Annotated in this window: 22 protein-coding genes; 2 read left to right on the top strand and 20 right to left on the bottom strand. The window is 30.8% G+C overall.

The window, feature by feature from the left end:
• Nucleotides 1-7: 7 nt before the first annotated feature.
• From BS62_RS05200 to BS62_RS05125, 16 genes are all read right to left on the bottom strand, one after another.
• Nucleotides 8-1105 carry a rod shape-determining protein gene (locus BS62_RS05200; RefSeq protein WP_496490194.1) on the bottom strand — a complete coding sequence of 366 codons (1098 nt, stop codon included), beginning with the start codon at nt 1103-1105 and terminating at the stop codon, nt 8-10.
• A 26-nt stretch (nt 1106-1131) separates the two neighbouring features.
• Nucleotides 1132-1794: a RadC family protein gene (radC, locus tag BS62_RS05195; protein WP_496490331.1), complete on the bottom strand. Its 663-nt coding sequence runs from the start codon at nt 1792-1794 to the stop codon at nt 1132-1134.
• An 82-nt stretch (nt 1795-1876) separates the two neighbouring features.
• On the bottom strand, nt 1877-2452 hold the full coding sequence (locus tag BS62_RS05190) for a Maf family protein (RefSeq protein ID WP_496490193.1): 576 nt from the start codon (nt 2450-2452) through the stop codon (nt 1877-1879).
• A 132-nt stretch (nt 2453-2584) separates the two neighbouring features.
• Nucleotides 2585-3556 (bottom strand): RnfABCDGE type electron transport complex subunit B, encoded by a 972-nt coding sequence (locus BS62_RS05185; RefSeq protein ID WP_496490192.1) that lies wholly within the window; start codon nt 3554-3556, stop codon nt 2585-2587.
• Between the two features lie 17 nt (nt 3557-3573).
• Nucleotides 3574-4149, bottom strand: a complete 576-nt coding sequence (gene rsxA / locus BS62_RS05180; protein ID WP_496490191.1) for an electron transport complex subunit RsxA — start codon at nt 4147-4149, stop codon at nt 3574-3576.
• 14 nt (nt 4150-4163) lie between these two features.
• The gene (gene rsxE / locus BS62_RS05175; protein ID WP_496490190.1) at nt 4164-4757 is read right to left on the bottom strand and encodes an electron transport complex subunit RsxE; all 594 of its coding nucleotides are present in this window, start codon (nt 4755-4757) and stop codon (nt 4164-4166) included.
• Between the two features lie 15 nt (nt 4758-4772).
• On the bottom strand, nt 4773-5327 hold the full coding sequence (locus BS62_RS05170) for an RnfABCDGE type electron transport complex subunit G (RefSeq protein ID WP_496490189.1): 555 nt from the start codon (nt 5325-5327) through the stop codon (nt 4773-4775).
• The gene (locus tag BS62_RS05165; protein ID WP_496490188.1) at nt 5327-6307 is read right to left on the bottom strand and encodes an RnfABCDGE type electron transport complex subunit D; all 981 of its coding nucleotides are present in this window, start codon (nt 6305-6307) and stop codon (nt 5327-5329) included. The genes BS62_RS05170 and BS62_RS05165 overlap by 1 nt, the downstream gene beginning before the upstream one ends.
• Before the next feature lie 16 nt (nt 6308-6323).
• On the bottom strand, nt 6324-7661 hold the full coding sequence (gene rsxC, locus BS62_RS05160; RefSeq protein ID WP_496490187.1) for an electron transport complex subunit RsxC: 1338 nt from the start codon (nt 7659-7661) through the stop codon (nt 6324-6326).
• A 253-nt stretch (nt 7662-7914) separates the two neighbouring features.
• Nucleotides 7915-8820 carry a hypothetical protein gene (locus tag BS62_RS05155; protein ID WP_496490186.1) on the bottom strand — a complete coding sequence of 302 codons (906 nt, stop codon included), beginning with the start codon at nt 8818-8820 and terminating at the stop codon, nt 7915-7917.
• A 108-nt stretch (nt 8821-8928) separates the two neighbouring features.
• A complete protein-coding gene (locus BS62_RS05150) occupies nt 8929-10083 on the bottom strand; it encodes a C40 family peptidase (RefSeq protein ID WP_496490185.1) in 1155 nt (384 codons plus the stop codon).
• Between the two features lie 341 nt (nt 10084-10424).
• Nucleotides 10425-10796: a VOC family protein gene (locus BS62_RS05145; protein ID WP_496490184.1), complete on the bottom strand. Its 372-nt coding sequence runs from the start codon at nt 10794-10796 to the stop codon at nt 10425-10427.
• Between the two features lie 39 nt (nt 10797-10835).
• Nucleotides 10836-11567 carry an endonuclease/exonuclease/phosphatase family protein gene (locus BS62_RS05140; protein ID WP_496490183.1) on the bottom strand — a complete coding sequence of 244 codons (732 nt, stop codon included), beginning with the start codon at nt 11565-11567 and terminating at the stop codon, nt 10836-10838.
• A 147-nt stretch (nt 11568-11714) separates the two neighbouring features.
• A complete protein-coding gene (locus BS62_RS05135) occupies nt 11715-12392 on the bottom strand; it encodes a DUF4397 domain-containing protein (RefSeq protein WP_496490182.1) in 678 nt (225 codons plus the stop codon).
• Nucleotides 12393-12458: 66 nt separating this feature from the next.
• Nucleotides 12459-13310, bottom strand: coding sequence for a GNAT family N-acetyltransferase (locus BS62_RS05130; RefSeq protein ID WP_496490181.1), 852 nt, complete (start codon nt 13308-13310; stop codon nt 12459-12461).
• Nucleotides 13311-13338: 28 nt separating this feature from the next.
• Nucleotides 13339-13977 carry a hypothetical protein gene (locus BS62_RS05125; protein ID WP_496490180.1) on the bottom strand — a complete coding sequence of 213 codons (639 nt, stop codon included), beginning with the start codon at nt 13975-13977 and terminating at the stop codon, nt 13339-13341.
• A 296-nt stretch (nt 13978-14273) separates the two neighbouring features.
• Between BS62_RS05125 and rocF the strand changes: the two genes are divergently transcribed.
• Nucleotides 14274-15170: an arginase gene (gene rocF, locus BS62_RS05120; protein WP_496490179.1), complete on the top strand. Its 897-nt coding sequence runs from the start codon at nt 14274-14276 to the stop codon at nt 15168-15170.
• A 118-nt stretch (nt 15171-15288) separates the two neighbouring features.
• Here the strand turns inward: rocF and BS62_RS05115 are convergent, their stop codons facing one another.
• The 4 genes from BS62_RS05115 to BS62_RS05100 form a co-directional block, all read right to left on the bottom strand.
• Nucleotides 15289-16425 carry a pyridoxal-phosphate-dependent aminotransferase family protein gene (locus BS62_RS05115; protein WP_496490178.1) on the bottom strand — a complete coding sequence of 379 codons (1137 nt, stop codon included), beginning with the start codon at nt 16423-16425 and terminating at the stop codon, nt 15289-15291.
• Nucleotides 16426-16435: 10 nt separating this feature from the next.
• On the bottom strand, nt 16436-16966 hold the full coding sequence (locus BS62_RS05110) for an ECF transporter S component (protein ID WP_496490177.1): 531 nt from the start codon (nt 16964-16966) through the stop codon (nt 16436-16438).
• A gap of 154 nt (nt 16967-17120) precedes the next feature.
• On the bottom strand, nt 17121-17339 hold the full coding sequence (locus BS62_RS05105) for a heavy-metal-associated domain-containing protein (protein ID WP_496490176.1): 219 nt from the start codon (nt 17337-17339) through the stop codon (nt 17121-17123).
• A gap of 76 nt (nt 17340-17415) precedes the next feature.
• Nucleotides 17416-17631: a small, acid-soluble spore protein, alpha/beta type gene (locus BS62_RS05100; protein WP_496490175.1), complete on the bottom strand. Its 216-nt coding sequence runs from the start codon at nt 17629-17631 to the stop codon at nt 17416-17418.
• Nucleotides 17632-17853: 222 nt separating this feature from the next.
• On the opposite strand from BS62_RS05100, the gene BS62_RS05095 reads away from it, so the two are divergent.
• Nucleotides 17854-18296, top strand: a 443-nt coding sequence (locus BS62_RS05095; RefSeq protein WP_496490174.1) for an NADH peroxidase, incomplete at its 3' end; no start/stop codon positions are given.

Here is an 18296-nt window from a genome sequence, read left to right as displayed (position 1 = left end):
CCAACTTTTATCTCATTCTAGAGTTGCTTTTATTCATCATTAAAACTTTTTCAAATATTTCTTGATCCTCAACAGACTTTCCAGTTCCAATTGCAACACAGTCAAGAGGGTTGTCTGCTATATGAACAGGCATCATAGTTTCTTGTTTTACTAATTCATCTAAACCTGTAAGAAGTGCTCCACCGCCAGTTAACATTATTCCGTTTTCCATTATATCAGCAGCTAATTCTGGTGGAGTTTTTTCTAAAGTAGATTTTATAGCATCTACTATAGATGTTACTGGTTCTTTTAGTGCTTCTCTTACCTCTGAAGATGATATTGATATAGTTTTTGGTAGTCCTGATATTAAGTCTCTACCTCTTATATCCATAGTTTCTTCTTCATCACCTTTGTAAGCCGACCCTATTTCTATTTTAATATTTTCAGCGGTTCTTTCACCTATCATTAAGTTATATTCTTTTTTGACATAAGCTACTATAGCCTCGTCAAATTCATCTCCACCTAATCTAACTGACTTAGCAGTAACTATACCCCCTAGTGATATAATAGCTATTTCACTAGTACCACCACCGATATCTACTACCATGTTTCCTTCTGATTCTTCAACTTTAAGGCCTGCACCTATTGCAGCTGCCATTGGTTCTTCTATTAAAAAGGCATCTCTAGCACCAGCATTTCTTGCCGCTTCCTCTATGGCTCTTTTTTCTACTTCCGTTACTCCATAAGGAACACATATAGCTATTCTTGGGCTTACTACACCTTTTTTAGAATATGCTTTTTGTATAAAATATTTTAGCATTGATTGAGTTACATCAAAATCAGCTATAACTCCATCTTTCATAGGTCTTATAGCTACTATATTACCTGGTGTTCTACCTATCATTCTTTTTGCTTCTTCACCAACTGCTAAAACCTCTTTGCTATCATCTCTTATTGCAACAACAGATGGCTCTCTTACAACTATACCTTTACCTTTTATATAAACTAAAGTATTTGCTGTTCCTAAGTCTATTCCTATATCCTTTGAGATTTTATTTACCCCGAACAGTGAAAAAAATCCACCTTTTTTTTCTTTCTTTTCTTTTTTTTCTTTTTTGTTAGACATAATGTTTCTCCTTTCTTTAATCATTGCTACATAATAATATTTTCTTTAAAGCTAAAATAAGTTCCATCTCCGATAATTATATGGTCAATAACTTCTATACCTATTATCTTTCCACATTCAATAAGTCTATTTGTAACATTTTCATCTTCTTTAGATGGTTTTGGATTTCCAGAAGGATGATTGTGCATTAGTATCATTTTATTTGCACTTCTTTTTATAGCTTCTTTAAATACCTCTCTTGGATGAACTATAGATGAATTAAGGGAACCTTCTGATATATCCAGGTCTGTTATAATTTCACTTTTAGTATTTAGTAAAATTATTTTGAACTTTTCTTTTTTTAGATATCTCATTTCCTCCATATAGTATTTGTACAAATCCCAAGGATTAGTTACCTTGTACTTATTTGGATTAGACTTTGATATTCTTTGTCCAAGTTCTAAAGCTGCTTTTATTTGAGCTGCCTTTGAAATGCCTATACCTTTTATTTCTCGTAGTTCTTCTATAGTTACATCACTTAACCAACGTATACCATCACTTTTTTCTTTGTTTATTATATATTGTGCCAGTTCTATAGCACTTTTATTTCTCGTTCCTGTCCTTAAAATTATTGCTAATAATTCAGCATCAGACAAGCTTTTCGTTCCTTGTCTTAACATCTTTTCTCTCGGCCTTTGATCTAGAGCCATTTGTTTTATAGGTAAAGTTAAAGAATCGCCCAATATACACCCTCCTAAATATTAAATTATCTTTGTGTAGACCGTGTGAAAACTACAAAATTTGTATTTGGAAATATTTGTGTAGTATTTCGTCTAACTTAGATAAAGGAAGGCCGACAATATTGAAGTAATCCCCTTTTATTTCTTCTACTAATAAAGATCCGTATCCTTGTATTCCATAAGCACCAGCTTTGTCTAATGGTTCTTTTGTATCTATATATCTTTTAATTTTTTCGTCGTCTAAATTTTTAAATTTTACGTCACTTACAACATAATCTACTATCTTTTTGTTTTCATTTAGATTAATTACACTTATTCCTGTAATAACCTGATGATATGTATTTGATAAATTTTTTAGCATATTAAAAGCATCTTTTTCATCTTTTGGTTTTCCCAAAACATCGTTGTCTAAAACAACAATTGTGTCTGCTCCTATTACTACCTTATTCTCATTTTTATTTGCAATATCAAATGCCTTTGTAAACGCAAGTCTCATAGCCAATGCTTCTGGCTTTTCATTAGGGATCATAACTTCTTCTATACTACTTGGTATAACTTTAAAATCTACATTTAAATTTTCAAGTAATTCCTTGCGTCTAGGAGAGCTTGATGCCAATACTATATCCATTATTTCACCTCTTTGTTCCAATACTTATTAGTTTAACATTATATTGTAAAAAATTCAATGTTCTTGTCGAACGATTTTATCTGCAAAATAATAAAGGTATGGAATTTTTTCCATACCTTTATCTTTGCCATATTATTGTATTTTAATAGCTTTTTTAGGACATTTTTCTACGCAAGCATGACATCCTGCACATTTATCTTGATCTATCTTGTGTTTTTGCTTAAGTTCACCTTCAATAGCATCGAACTTACAGTTTTTCTTACATATAGTACATCCTATACATTTATCTTCTTCAATGTCAACTTTTCTTACTTTGCTTAAATCTCCAGATATAGCTTTTGTTGGACACTTAGCAACACAAACTTGACATTGAGTACACTTATCATAGTTTATTTTAGCTAAATTATTTTCGAAGCCTATAGCGTCAAAAGGACAAGCCTTAACACATATTTGACATCCTATACATCCAACAGTACACTTAGATTTAACTGTTTTTCCGAATTCTTTATTATTACAATCTACAACTACTCCATTTTTATATGGCTTCCAGTCTATTACAGACTTAGGACATGCTTCTAAACATTGGCCACAAGCTACACACTTTTCTTCATTTATTACAGCTACACCATCTTCAACTGTTATAGCATCAAATTTACATACATTAACACAAGTTCCAAGTCCTAAACAACCAGCGCCACAAGACTTAGATCCGCCACCTAACATTGCTGCAGCTTTACAATCTTGTATACCTTCGTAGTTGAACTTTTCTTTTGCATTAGAACAAGTACCTTTACATATAACCTTTGCAACTTTCTTATCCGTACCAGAAGCTGCTACACCCATTATTTCTCCTACCTTTGCAGCTGTATCTGCTCCACCTACTGGACAAGCATTTACAGGTGCACTACCTTCTGCTATTGCGTTTGCAAGACCTCCACAACCTGGGAATCCACATCCACCACAGTTAGCACCAGGAAGAGCTGCAAGTACCGCTTCAACTTTTGGGTCTACTTCAACAGCAAATTTCTTTGCAGCATAAGCTAGTACAACTCCAAATAAAAGACCCATTAACCCTAATACTAAAATTGAATTCATTATTGTCATAGTCTTCACCCCCTATTTTATAACTTTATAAGACCAGTGAACCCTAAAAACGCTATAGACATTAAACTAGCTGCTATAAGTGTTATTGGGAACCCTTGGAACGCCTTAGGTATATCTGCAAGTTCTAATCTTTCTCTTATACCTGCAAATAACACTATAGCTAGTGTAAACCCTATACCTGCTCCTGCTCCGTTTATTAAAGTTTCTATTAAATTATATCCACTTGTTATATTAACTATCGCTATACCTAAAACTGCACAGTTTGTAGTTATAAGAGGTAAGAACACTCCAAGTGCTTGATATAGTGCAGGACTCATTTTTTGTATAACCATTTCAACGAACTGAACTATAGAAGCTATAACTAATATAAAGGCTATTGTTTGTAAGAACTCTAAGCCTGTTGCTACTAATATCATTTGTACAAAGTATGTGAAAAGCGATGCTATTGTTAAAACGAATGTAACAGCAACTCCCATACCTATAGCTGTATCAACTTTTTTAGAAACTCCTAAGAATGGACATATTCCTAAGAATTGTGAAGTTATAACGTTGTTTACAAGTACTATACTAAGAAATATAAGTATTAATCTCACGCTTTACACCTCCATTAAGCTTTCTTTGAATTTAATTTATTAAACGCTGCAAGTAAAAATCCTAATGTTAAGAATGCACCAGGAGGTAATATAAATAATAAAGCTGGTTGGAAAGAAGCACCGAATATACCCATTCCAAATAAAGTTCCATTTCCTAATAATTCTCTTACAGTACCTAATACCGTTAATGCTAATGCAAATCCTAGACCCATTCCTAGTCCGTCTACTGCAGATGCAGCAGCAGTATTTTTTGATGCAAAACTTTCTGCACGAGCAAGTATTAAACAGTTAACAACTATAAGAGGAATAAATAATCCAAGTGATTTATCAAGTGCTGGCAAATAAGCTTTAAGTAACATACCAACTATAGTAGTAAATGTAGCTATTACTACTACGAATGCTGGTATTCTTATTTTATCAGGCACGATTTTTCTCATAAGTGATATAGCTATGTTTGCACAAAGTAGAACTGCTGTTGTAGCTAGTCCCATACCTAAACCATTTGTTCCAGATGTTGTAACCGCAAGAGTTGGACACATACCGATAACTTGAACAAATGTAGGGTTTTCATTTATAAGACCATTTTTAAATATTTTTCCAATATTCATAAATTCACCCCCACCTTATTTTTTTAAACTATTAAATGATTCTATAGCTGCATTTACACCATCTGTAACAGCCTTAGAAGATATTGTTGCACCAGATATTGCTACTATACTATTTTCACCAGTAGCTTTTCCTTTAACAACTTCAAGTGGTTTTTCTACACTTTTGCCATTGTATTGATCTTTGAACTTTGGCTCTGCTGCCTTTGTTCCAAGTCCTGGAGTTTCTTTGTTTGTACCCATGTTTATTCCTGTTACTTTTCCATCAGCTGAGATACCAACCATAAGTTCTATATTTCCACCGTATCCTGATGGAACAGTTTTAAATGCATATCCTACAACATTTCCGTTATCTATTCCTTCGTATACTTCAGCAACTAGCCCTTTTTCAGCACCTTCTAATGGTTTAAATTCCTTTGCAGTAGAAAGTACTATTTTACGAGCTTCATCGTTTGCCTTTGCTATCATATCTTCTATAATAGGTTTAGTGGCTTGATTAGTAGCTCCAAGTGATCCAGCAGCTATAGCTGATATAACAAATAAGATTAAACCTAATCTGATCATGTCTTTCATTATTTAGCCACCTCCCCAAATACTCTTCTCTTTGTATACTTATCTATAAGTGGAGTTAATACGTTTACAAGAAGTATTGAATAAGATGCTCCTTCTGGATATCCTCCATACATTCTTATAACAGCAGTTAATATACCTGCTATTACAGCATATATTATTTGACCTTTTGTAGTCATTGGAGAAGATGAATAATCAGTTAACATAAAGAATGCACCTATCATAAGACCACCTGCTAGTGCTTGGTATATAGCAAATGTAGCATCAAATCCTCCGAATACAAATGTTAATACTACAACTGTTAATATATAACAAGTTGGTATAACGTAAGTTATTATTCCTTTATATATTAGGTAAACTCCACCAAGTATAATTAATATAGCTGATGTTTCACCTAAAGATCCACCTATGTTTCCTATAAATAAATCAAATAAATTTATTCCATTTTGTGATAATGCAGTTAATCCTTCAGAACCTGCTTTTAAATATGAAAGAGGCGTTGCTGTAGCAACTGCATCTAAATTACCATTACTAACCCAATTTACACCTGGTTTAGACCAAGATGTCATTGCTACAGGGAATGATGCCATTAAGAAAGCACGAGCTCCAAGAGCCGGGTTCATAAAGTTATTACCTATACCACCAAATAATTGCTTAACTACTATTACAGCAAAAGCTGAACCTATTAAACACATCCACCAAGGTAGGTATGCAGGAACGTTAAATGCAAGTAATAATCCTGTAACTGCTGCTGAGTAATCCTTTATTGTAACATCTTGTTTCATAAGTTTTTGGTATAAAAGTTCAGCTCCAACTGCACCTAATAAACACCAAAATATTACATTAACAGCACTTAATCTAAAGAAATATAGTGCAGCTATTGTAGCTGGAAGTAAAGCTATTAATACCTGTTTCATTATATAAGACGTATCTTCATTACTTCTCACGTGAGGAGAAGACGATACTATAAACTTATTATCCATCTTTTTACCCCCTTAATTATTTACTCGCCTGTTGTTTTCTTTTGATAGCTACTATTTCTCTTTTTGCAACTCTTATAGATGGTAAAAGAGGTCTTCTAGCCGGACATATAAATGAACATGAACCACATTCTATACAATCTAATGCTCTATAGCTTTCTGCATTTTCATAATCGTACTTTAATGAATGAGCACTTATATATAAAGGTTGTAAAAATGCTGGACATATATCTACACATTTACCACATCTTATACAGTTTTGTGGTTTTGGAACGTGTCCTTCTTTTTCATCTAAACAAAGTATTCCAGATGATCCTTTAGTAATTGGAACTTCTATTGTAGTTTGAGCGATACCCATCATAGGTCCACCTGATATAACTTTTCCTACTTTTTTGTCAGATTTAAATCCTCCACACTGATCTATTACTTCACTGTATGGAGTTCCTATTTTTACAATCATGTTTTTTGGTTCTTGTATACAATTTCCAGTTATAGTTGTTATTCTTTCTATAAGTGGCATACCAGTTTTTATAGCTATAGCAACTTGTGCTGAAGTTCCTACATTAGTTACAACAACTCCAGTTTCCATTGGAAGTCCGCCTGATGGTACTTCTCTTTTTGTGCATGCGTATATAAGTTGTTTTTCAGCTCCTTGAGGATATTTAGTCTCAAGTCCTACAACTTCAATATTGTTATATTGTTTTGCCGCTTTTGTCATAACTTCTATACAATCTGGCTTATTGTTTTCTATTCCTATATAACCTTTGTCTACATTTAAAGCTTTCATTAATGCTCTAAGTCCATCTACTACATTTTCAGGAGATTCTAGCATTAATCTGTGGTCAGCTGTTAAATAAGGTTCACATTCTGCACCATTTAATACTACAGTATCTATTTTCTTATCTGGTGGTGGTGATAATTTAACATGAGTTGGGAAAGTTGCTCCACCCATACCAACTATACCAGCTTCTTTTATTATTTCAAGTATTTCTTCCTTAGATAGCTTTTCTAAGTCACCTTTTGGTTTAACACTTTCATGGATTTCATTTTTAAAGTCGTTTTCAATTAATATACATTGAGAACTTCCACCAGGAGTTGCATGTTCAGAAATAGCCTTAACCTTTCCTGATACTGGTGCATGTACATTTGATGATACAAATCCTTGCATTTCTCCAATTTTTTGACCAACTTTTACTTCATCACCAACATTAACTATAGGTTTAGCTGGAGCACCTATATGTTGTTGAAGAGGTACATAAGCTATTTTTGGTTCTACTGCTCTTTCTAGTGCTTTGTGTTCTGTATACTTCTTATTGTGTGGAGGGTGTATTCCCCCTTTAAAACTTAAGAGCTTCATTAGTTTACCTCCTTATCTATTAATAGATAAATTTTTAAAAAATTTCAAAATGAGAATTATATAACTATTATACTACATAATTCGCTAAATCTTAACAATTGTTAAAAAATTATCACCACTTTTAAATATTTCCATAAATATTACATTGGTCATGCCTCACACCACTTTGAAAGTATATCCTATTTCTCAATTTTGTATAATGAAAGTTATAATCTTTTTAACAAAAAAATGACCTATAAGGTCATTTTTAAATTTATTGAATAGAGTTTATAAATGTAAAATATCCAAACATACTAGATATAAATAAACTTTGATTTATATAAGTTTTTTGTGCATCATTTAATTTTAGCGAAGATTCTATAGTTTCTTTAAGACTTTTGTTGTATAATTCTAACGAATCTTTAAACTTTCCTAAGTCTTTATAATCTATTTCCTTAATTCCTTTATCCAAGGATTCAGTTATTGCTTTTCTATTCTCTAATATACCTTTATATTTTTCAAAGTCAAATTCTCCGGCTTTATTTTCACTCCAGAATTTTGATTCAGCTTCAAAGTTCGATATTAATTTATTTAAATCTTCTGATACCGCTTTCATGTATTCGTATTTTTTGGTATATTCAAAACTCATAACAGGAAGTTCTGTAGTTGATAAAAATGCATCTGTAAAATTACCTTTTATATTCTCTAGATGCTTTCTTGTAGAATTTTCATCTACAAATGAATATGTATATATTTTTGATACTCCCTTGTCTTCTACTATACAAAATGGAGTTTTATCTTTTAATAATTTATCTTGTATAGTTTTTATTTTTGTTTTATCATTTAATGCTCCAACTTGTACTGAATATATTTTCCACTCATTTATAGTTATTAAAGACGATTCTGCTTTAGTTGTTTCTTTATCTTCTACCTTTTCTTTATCTTCTTCTTTTTTATCATCTTTTTTACCATCTAAGCCTAAATCCTCTGCAGTAAAAACTTCATCATCTTTATCCTTTGAAGTTATACTAAAAACATCTTTTATATTTACTATTTCACCTATCTTGTCTTTGTATTTATATGCAGTATATCCGCCTAAACTAGTTATAATTATAAACATAGGCAGTATTCTAGCTAATGGATTACTTTTTCTTCTATAAAATCCTCTTCTTTTATTCATTAGTTTGTCCCCCCTAATATAATTCATATATAAAATATATATTAAAGAAAACACAAATTTATTACAAAAAAAAGATAAAAAGCTATTAACTTTTTATCTTTTATATAACTAAGGTCTTCTAGCACCTTTGTATCTACCATTTTGGCTATACCATCCGTCTAAATCTGATACAGTAACTTTACCCGCTCCTGATGATGCGTGTATAAACTTACCACCACCAACGTATATACCAACGTGATTTACATCACCATCGCTATCAGTATCAAAGAATACTAAGTCTCCTGTTTGTAATTGGTCTTTTGAAACATATGCTCCATATCCACTTTGAGCAGATGATGTTCTAGGTATTGATTTACCAAGTGCATTTTTATAAATATAAGTTGTAAATCCTGAACAGTCAAAACTGCTTGGACCTTCAGCACCCCATCTATATGGTTTTCCCATTTGGGCATAAGCTAAGTTTATCGCTGCACTTCTATCAGTTCCTCTAGATGGAGCTTCTGTTACTGATTCTTGAGGTGCTTGAGAACCTTTAGATACATAACTTCCACTAGCCCAACCTATTGTTCCATTTGAAAGTTCTACTTTGTACCAACCATTTTGACTTGCTAACAATTCAACAACTTGTCCTTTATAAGCACTACCTACTACCTGATATCCTGTTCCAGCCCCACTTCTTATATTCAATGTACCTGCTGTTATCGTTCCAGTTCCAGATACTGATGTAACTGGCGCTGGTGCTGCTTCTGGAGTTGGTGCCGGTGTTGATGATTGAGAACCTATTCTTATGTAATCTCCACTTCCCCAACCTATTGTTCCATTTGAAAGTTTTACTTTGTACCATCCACCTTGGCTCTCTAATATTATAACAGTTTGTCCACTATACGCCTTACCTACTACCGAACTCCCTGTTCCAGCTCCGCTTCTTATGTTTAAAGCACTTGCTGTTATTGTTCCTATTCCAGATTCTGGAGTTGGTGCCGGTGTTGAAGATTGAGTACCTATTCTTATGTAATCTCCACTTCCCCAACCTGTTGTTCCATTTGAAAGTGTTACCTTGTGCCATCCATTTTGACTTTCTAATATTGTAACAGTTTGCCCTTTGTATGCCTTACCTACTATAGAATCCCCTGTACCAGGGCCACTTCTTATATTTAACGCACTCGCAGTTATTGTTCCTACTTCTTGAGCATGAGAATCCGTTGCAGCCATTCCAAAAGCAGCTGCACTTAAACATAATGACATAGCTATACCTTTTTTCATAATCCAGTAATTCCCCCAATCTTATTTATTTGTTCAATAAAACACAACATATATTCAGTTTTTAAGACAATTTTCCGCATAAAAAAATATCATTTACCTATATGTTACCGCATTTACCAACATATGTAAAGGGAGTTTTCTGATAAATTACAAATTAGTTACAAAAATTCGCTACGCTCATGTCGCCAACAACCTTTAAAAAACAGGTCCGTTGCTCAAGTTTATCAGTTGAATATTGATAACTTATCCACAGACCAGATAAGCTATCAATATTCTTGTAATCAAAAAGGCAACCTTACACAATTATAAGGTTGCCTCTTTTTTTATGAGCGCAGCGAATTTTATTTATCACTTGGTAATATTTCTGTCCAATAGTTATCTGGGTCTGATATAAAATATATTCCCATATCTTTATTTTCAAAGCATATGCATCCCATTTCTTTGTGCATTTTATATGCACCATCAAAATCATCAACTTTTAGAGCTAGGTGGAATTCATTATCGCCTAAGTTATATGGTCTATCCCAATCTCTAAGCCATGTTAACTCTAACATATGACTTGTAACTCCATCTCCTAAGTATACAATTATAAAACTTTTATCTTCTGGCTCTATTCTTCTAACTTCCTTTAATCCTAAAGCTTTTTCATAAAACTCTAAACTTTTCTGAAGATCCAATACGTTTATATTATTGTGATAAAATGTAAATTTCATATTTTTCCTCCTATGTACTTTTTTAATATTATAATACACCTATATTTTAATCTTTACAATTATAGGATAGTGATCAGACATATTTTCAAACAAAACATCATAACTCACTATTTGTACATCATCAGAAGTTAATATATAATCTATCCTATTAAGTGTTGTAATATGAGTTAAAATATGGTCTCGCTTTAACTCCTTTGCTACATCTTTGAAGTAATTTTTATCTATATCTAAATAACTTTGGTTGAAGTCACCTACTAATACATAAGGCTTTTCTAATTTTGATACATACTTAATAATTTCATCCATTTGTTTTCTTCTTTCTTCTTTATCTAGCCCTAAATGTACATTTATAACATTTAAATCTTTTCCATTTACATTTACTACACTGTGAAGCATTCCCCTTTGTTCTCTGTTACTGCTTAAATATGTATGATTTTGATCTATTATTGGATATTTAGAATAATTTACAAGTCCGTAATTCATCCCCGTTTTTATAACATTTGCCCCAAAATGCAAATACATTCCAAGCTTTTGTTGCAAACTACTTACTTGAAATCCAACTTTGGCAGATTCATTAACTTCTTGAAGACATATTATATCAGCTTTACTTAAACTTAAAAATTTTATTATATTTTCTAGACTTGGAGCCATATCCTTGTCTAATCCACTGTGTATATTATAGCTTACTATTGTAACCTTATCTTTTATAGGAAAAATTTCTTTTTCATATGCATAATATCCACCTAGTATGATTAGTACAAAAGCATACACTATTATTTTATTAATTTTAATTTTTATAATATTTATGCCTCCCCTCTGCGTTGACTTTATAATAGTATATGCTTATACTGTTTTCTACTTTACTTTATAAAATCAAAAAACGCTGATTTTAATCAACGTTTTTTATTTCTATCTATTTTAACATTGTTTTACGAAAGTATTTCCATCTACAGATTGAATAACTTCAAGCGCATTACCAGCTAAGTATGCTTCTGAGTTAGGGTCAGCACTACCTACTGCATATATAGTATATATTTTATCTTCATTTATATTAATTGTAGATGATAATGCAGCTTCATTTGAATCAGTCGGATAAGCTTGTATATTATAACTTCCAGCAGGAACATCTGCATATTCAGAACCTTCTCTAAAGGATATGTTTTCAAATAATTCATTTCCATCTGCAGTTATATAAACTTCTGGAGCATCTGGAGATAAATGATAAAATCTAACCTTTGCTTCACCTTCATTTACCATTTGAGTAGCATCATCAATTATAGGAAGTAATGTCAAGTCATCTAAATTGCCTGTAGCTGCCACTGTTATTATTTGCCCTCCAGGCACATCTATATTTATAGATAATACTGGACCATTTTGACTTCCAGCTGGATATACTTCAACATCATAATTTCCAACTGGTACAGGCACGTAATTACTAAAATCTTTATAACTTAAATTTTTAACTAACAAAGATTCATCTGCATATACATCTACTACAGGGGCATCTGGTGATGCATGAAATACTCTAACAAGTGAAAAATCTGAACTTACACATTGTAACATATTTCCATTTATATCGCGGGCGTAACTATACATTATATCTACCTCTTTTTTATCTAGTATTAGGAACACGTCCTACTATTCATATATGCAAGTAGACTTTTAAATGTTATACAAAAAATATAAATAATCATTTTCCCAATTATTCCAAGATCTATATTTATTATTTTTCAAATCATTTATTAAGTTCTTATCTTCTTCAATTACAGTTGTCATAGTCAGGTATTCTTTATTATATTTTGTTAAGCAATAATTCATAAAAGTATCTATTCCTTCAAAACTTTCATCTATACATACGAAGTTTGGCTCTTTTTTGTATCTTATTATACCTTTGTGACCATTTATAATTAATAAATTATTATTTTCATTTAAATCTTTATATAAATCTTCACACATATCTATAAATATAAAATCACAGTGAAATACATTATTTCTTTTTTTGAAATAAGGTAGTTCCTTAAATTCATCGTAAGATAGATCCCACTTTTTCACATCAAAATTCTCTATGTTTATGTCATAATTTTTAAGATATTTATATTTTTTTATCACTGTTACAAATCCTTGTTCTAATATAAATCCCATATCTTTAAACATCTTCATACTTGCTCCGTTTGATATATGAGTAGAAGTTCCTATCTTTGTTATAAGTCCTTTTTTCAAATCATCTTTTGCCATATCCAAAAGTTTATTAGTTATAGTTTTTCCTAGCTTTTGTCCTCTATAGTCTTTATGTACTCTAAGTCCTTCTATCCATCCCTTTTGGTCATGTAAAATAGTATATTTTCCTAATCCTATAACTTTTCCATTACTTATAACGCCTAGAAAAGCACCCTTTTCATCACCTATCCATTTATTAAATACATCCGGTATATAATCTGTTCCTTCCCATATATCTTTGCACATTTCATATACATCTTCATAGTCTTCATAAGTTAATTTTCTAAATCCAAACATATTTACTCCTTCCAAAAAAATGATAAGCCTAAAGCTTATCATCTTTTCTTATTTTTTCTTTTATTATATAACTAATTATTCTTCTTTTTAAGTCTTCTTCACTTTCATCTTCATATACGTCAATATCAAAGGAGTGTGCTACCGATTCTAAATTTTCTCTTTGCTTTGATTTGTATTCATTTATAAGCTCATATCTAATTTCTTCTGGATCTAATACTTTATCTATTCCTCTTTCTTCATAAAAAGAATATCCTCTTATTATATGGTCTCTTTGTTTGTATATATGATTAGCTATTTTTCTAGTTATTATTTTATATGAATTTTTATGATTAATACTTACATTTAAATATTTAGCTAGTTTCATAATTTCAGATTTTGATCTTAGGTGTTTTTCATTTCTTATTATTCTCATAATATCTTGTAGACTGTCTTGATACGCACACTTTTCTATTAATCTATCATATGCAGGGTTTGTATTCAAACTTTTACTTAACTTCTTTAAGTTTTGATTTATAACTTTATCTACGTTTTGTTCTACATACTTTAGTGTACCTTTTTTTGCTACATAACTTTGTAGTTCTTTTTGCGCCAAATTCATTAGCATATTCTTTAATTCTTGCTTATGATGTGATTGATTATTTTGTTTATGGTAGTTTTTCCTTTCCATATTTTCACCCCCTGATACTTAATTATTCATATTATTATATTCCAATTAAAATAGAAGTGTGATTTCTATATTAATAATAAATTTTATTTAAATTATGTATAACATTATTAAGTCTAGTACATAATATATATATAAAATTAAATATACTCAATCTCCCCCAATTTTGAAGGTTCCTATTATCCCCCAATAGGAACCTTTTTTCTATATTTTAGTTTTTTCATGCCCATTTTTATACACCATGAATATAATATATTAGTTACCTAAGATAGCTAATATTATTTTATGGGGGTATTTTTATGGACATAAACTTAATAGGAGTTCCTATTTTTTACGGATGTGATAGGTATGGAGCAAACCTCGGAGTTGATAGTCTAAGAAAAAATGACATTATAGGTACAATAAGAAAATACTACAACATTTACGATTTAGGCGATATATATATCCCATATGTTGAAGACAAAGACAAACTTTCATTTCATCCTGACATGAAATATTTAGATCCTATAGCAGATGCTAATACCAATTTAGCTCATACTGTTTACAACTCATTAAAATGTGATTGTTTCCCTCTAATTGTAGGAGGAGACCATTCATTAGGGGTAGGAAGTATATCTGGAGCAAGTAAGTATTATGATAATTTGGCCGTTTTGTGGATTGATGCCCACGGAGATATCAATACTCATCTAACAACTTATTCAAAAAATGTTCACGGAATGCCTTTAGCTGCAGCAATGGGGTTAGGCCATGAAAAATTAACTAATATATATTTTGACGGCGCTAAGATTTCGCCAGAAAATGTATTTCTTATAGGTGTTAGAGATTTAGATAAAGGAGAAAAAGAACTAATAAATAAATTGGATATGAATGTATATACACCAGAGTATATAAGGCGTATTGGTATAGGTAATGTTGTAAGTGAAATTTTAGAAAAAATAAATTTACAAGATATAGATGCTATACACTTAAGCTTTGACTTAGATTTTATGGATGCTTCTTGTGTTCCTGGTACTGGAACTAGAGTAGAAAATGGATTTAGTGTTGAAGAATCAAAAGAATTTTTAAGTAAATTTGTACAAAGTGGTATGGTTAAGTCAATGGACTTAGTTGAATTAAATCCATTATTAGATATAGATAACATTACTTCTAATATAGCTATAGAGCTTATAGATACTGTATTTGCAAATCTTAAATAAAAAATTCGCTGCGCTCATGTCGCCAACGACCTTGAAGAGCAGGGACCTTGCTCAAATAAAGAAGGATGAAATTTAATAAAAATTTCATCCTTTTTTAATATCATATTTTATTTAAAAATTACTTCATTTCTTTTATAAATTCTTTATGTAGCCTTCCTTTTAAGCTTACCCCTAATTTTTTTAAAACATCATCTAGTGATTTTAATGTTTTATATAGTTTTTCTTCATGACAATTTTCACCCATATGGCCAATTCTAAATATTTTATCCTTTAAATATCCAAAAGCGCCTCCAATCATTATGTTGTGATCATTTAACATTAAATTGTATATATCATCAAATGATACATTATCTGGAATTTTTACAGATGTAACTGTATTTGAAAAACTATCTACTGCATATAGCTGTAATCCGGAATTTATAATGCTATTTCTAACTGCATTTGCAATTTTTTCGTGTCTATATATAGGGTTTTCTTCATTTAAATATCTTTCAATTGCCTTATTAAATCCATATATATTATTTATTGGTTGGGTATATGGAAACCATTTATCTTCATACCAGTTTTTCCATATAGCCAAATTTGCATAAAAACTACCTATAGGAAGTTTTCTATTTAATATCTTATTCCAAGCAGTATCGCTTATACTTAAAAAAGTAAGCCCTGCAGGAGCAGATAGACACTTTTGAGATCCTCCTAATACAATATCTATCTGCCAATCATCAATATGTAATTCTTCTCCACCTATTGCTGATACAGAATCTACCACTGCAATTATATTGTATTTTTTAAGTAATTTGCATACTTTTTCTATAGGATTTGTAATACCTGATGGAGTTTCACAGTGAACTAATGTAGCTACTTTAAAGCCATTGTTATTCTCTAGGAATTTTTCTAATTCTAAAAAATCTATCCCTTTTTCATAATCACCTTTAAAATATACTACTTCACCACCATAAATTTTTGCAAAATCTCCAAATCCATTTCCAAATATACCGTTATCTATACATAATACCTTATCCCCAGGTTCTATTAATGATGCACATGCTGCTTCAAGTCCTAATATTCCTTCTCCACATAATATTAATACATCGTTTTTAGTTTTTAATATAGTTTTTAAATTTTCAGTAGTTTTCTTATAATATTCATAGAAATTTTTATCCAAATCAGGGTTCATATTTGGCTTTGCCATTTCATACCTTACTTCTTCATCTATATGTGTAGGCCCTGGTGTCATTATCATAACTTTATTCATAAAAATCCTCCTATATATTAAAATTATATCTTTTTAAAACCTTAGCTATTGGAAGTCCTATAATAATCCCTATAGCTATTTGCACTATATTCCCAGGTATAGAAGTTATAGGAGAAATCCAGTTTCCATATAGTATAACTTCTGTTAAATAATATCCTATTATCATCCATATCCCACTTAATAAAACAGCTATAACATTGTATAAATTACTATTTCCATTTCTATTATTACCCCATGAAATATAGCCTATAATATATCCCATAATACCTCTTATTAGAAATGTAAAAGGAGCCCATAGTATCCACCCAGATACAATATCAAATAGCCCCATTCCAAATGCTCCTGCAATAGCCCCTTTTCTTTTTCCAAAAACAATAGCTGATATAAAAAGCATTGTATTCCCTAAGTGAATTAATCCTCCATTTATAGATATAGGCAGTCTTATATTTATAAATTTTGTAGCTATAAATACTAAGGATATAAGAAGTGAGGATATGACCAAATCCTTTGTATTAAATTTACTTTCTACTATAGTACTCATATGTATACCTCCAAACCATATTATTCTTAAAAATTATTTTAACGGAAATTGTACCACACAACAACAGGAATTGTATCCATACAATTTTAGAAATTTATTAAATATTATACTTAAAATAAAAAAACTGGAGAAAAATTCTCCAGTTTTTAATAAATTATATGTTTTCTATATTAACTACTTCAAATCCAACTTCTTCTATAACTGATTTTATATTTTCATCAGTTACACTATCTTCAACTTCAATTATAGCTTGTTTTTCTTCTAAACTTACATCTGCTGATTTAACACCATTCATATCTTCAAGTAATGCAGTTTTAACGTGATTAACGCAATGGCCACAACTCATGCCTTCTATTGATATTTTCTTTTTCATTTTAAAACACTCCTTTCATATACCCTCTATAGGTATATTATATATCCATGCACCATTAATTGTAAATATGGTATTTTTATTTATTTTTAGGTCCATAGTTTCTCAAAAGTTCTTCTTCTCCCATTTGTACAAGCTTTTTGGTCATAAGTCCGCCTACATATCCACCTAACATACCGTTTCCATAAGCCGACCTTTTTCCACCATCAGAAATTGCAAATTCATCTGCATATTCTAGTTTCATTAATTCTACAGCTTTTTTAGCATTTTCATCTATTATTTTGTTATTGTTCATATTAATTCCTCCTTTTTTTATATATTTTCATATCTAGTTTTTGATTATTTATAAAAAATAATCTAAAAGCTTAAATATATATAAATTCAATGTTTTCCATTTATAAAAATCTAATCAATAATAATTTTTTTATTTTTTTGTTTAAATTATTTTTTACAAGGTATATATTTAGTATTGAGAAAAAAATAGTAAGTATTTTGAAATATATGGAGGGAATTGATTATGAAAAAATTTGTTTGTACAGTTTGTGGGTATATACACGAAGGAGAAACTGCACCAGAAAAATGTCCAGTTTGTAAAGTTGGAGCTGAAAAGTTCATAGAAAAATCAGGGGATTTAGTTTGGGCTGATGAACACAGAATAGGTGTTGCTAAAGATGTAGATCCTGAAATAATAGAAGGTTTAAGAGCTAACTTCATAGGGGAATGTACTGAGGTGGGAATGTACTTAGCTATGTCTAGACAAGCAGATAGAGAAGGTTATCCTGAAGTTGCTGAAGCTTACAAGAGAATAGCTTTTGAAGAAGCTGAACATGCTGCTAAGTTTGCTGAATTATTAGGTGAAGTTGTTGTTGCTGATACTAAAGCTAACTTAACTGCTAGAGTTGATGCTGAGTACGGTGCTTGTGATGGCAAGAAAAAGTTAGCTACTCGTGCTAAAGAACT

It is taken from the genome of Sporacetigenium mesophilum DSM 16796 (assembly GCF_059569055.1).
This window is presented reverse-complemented; position numbering and strand designations above follow the sequence as displayed.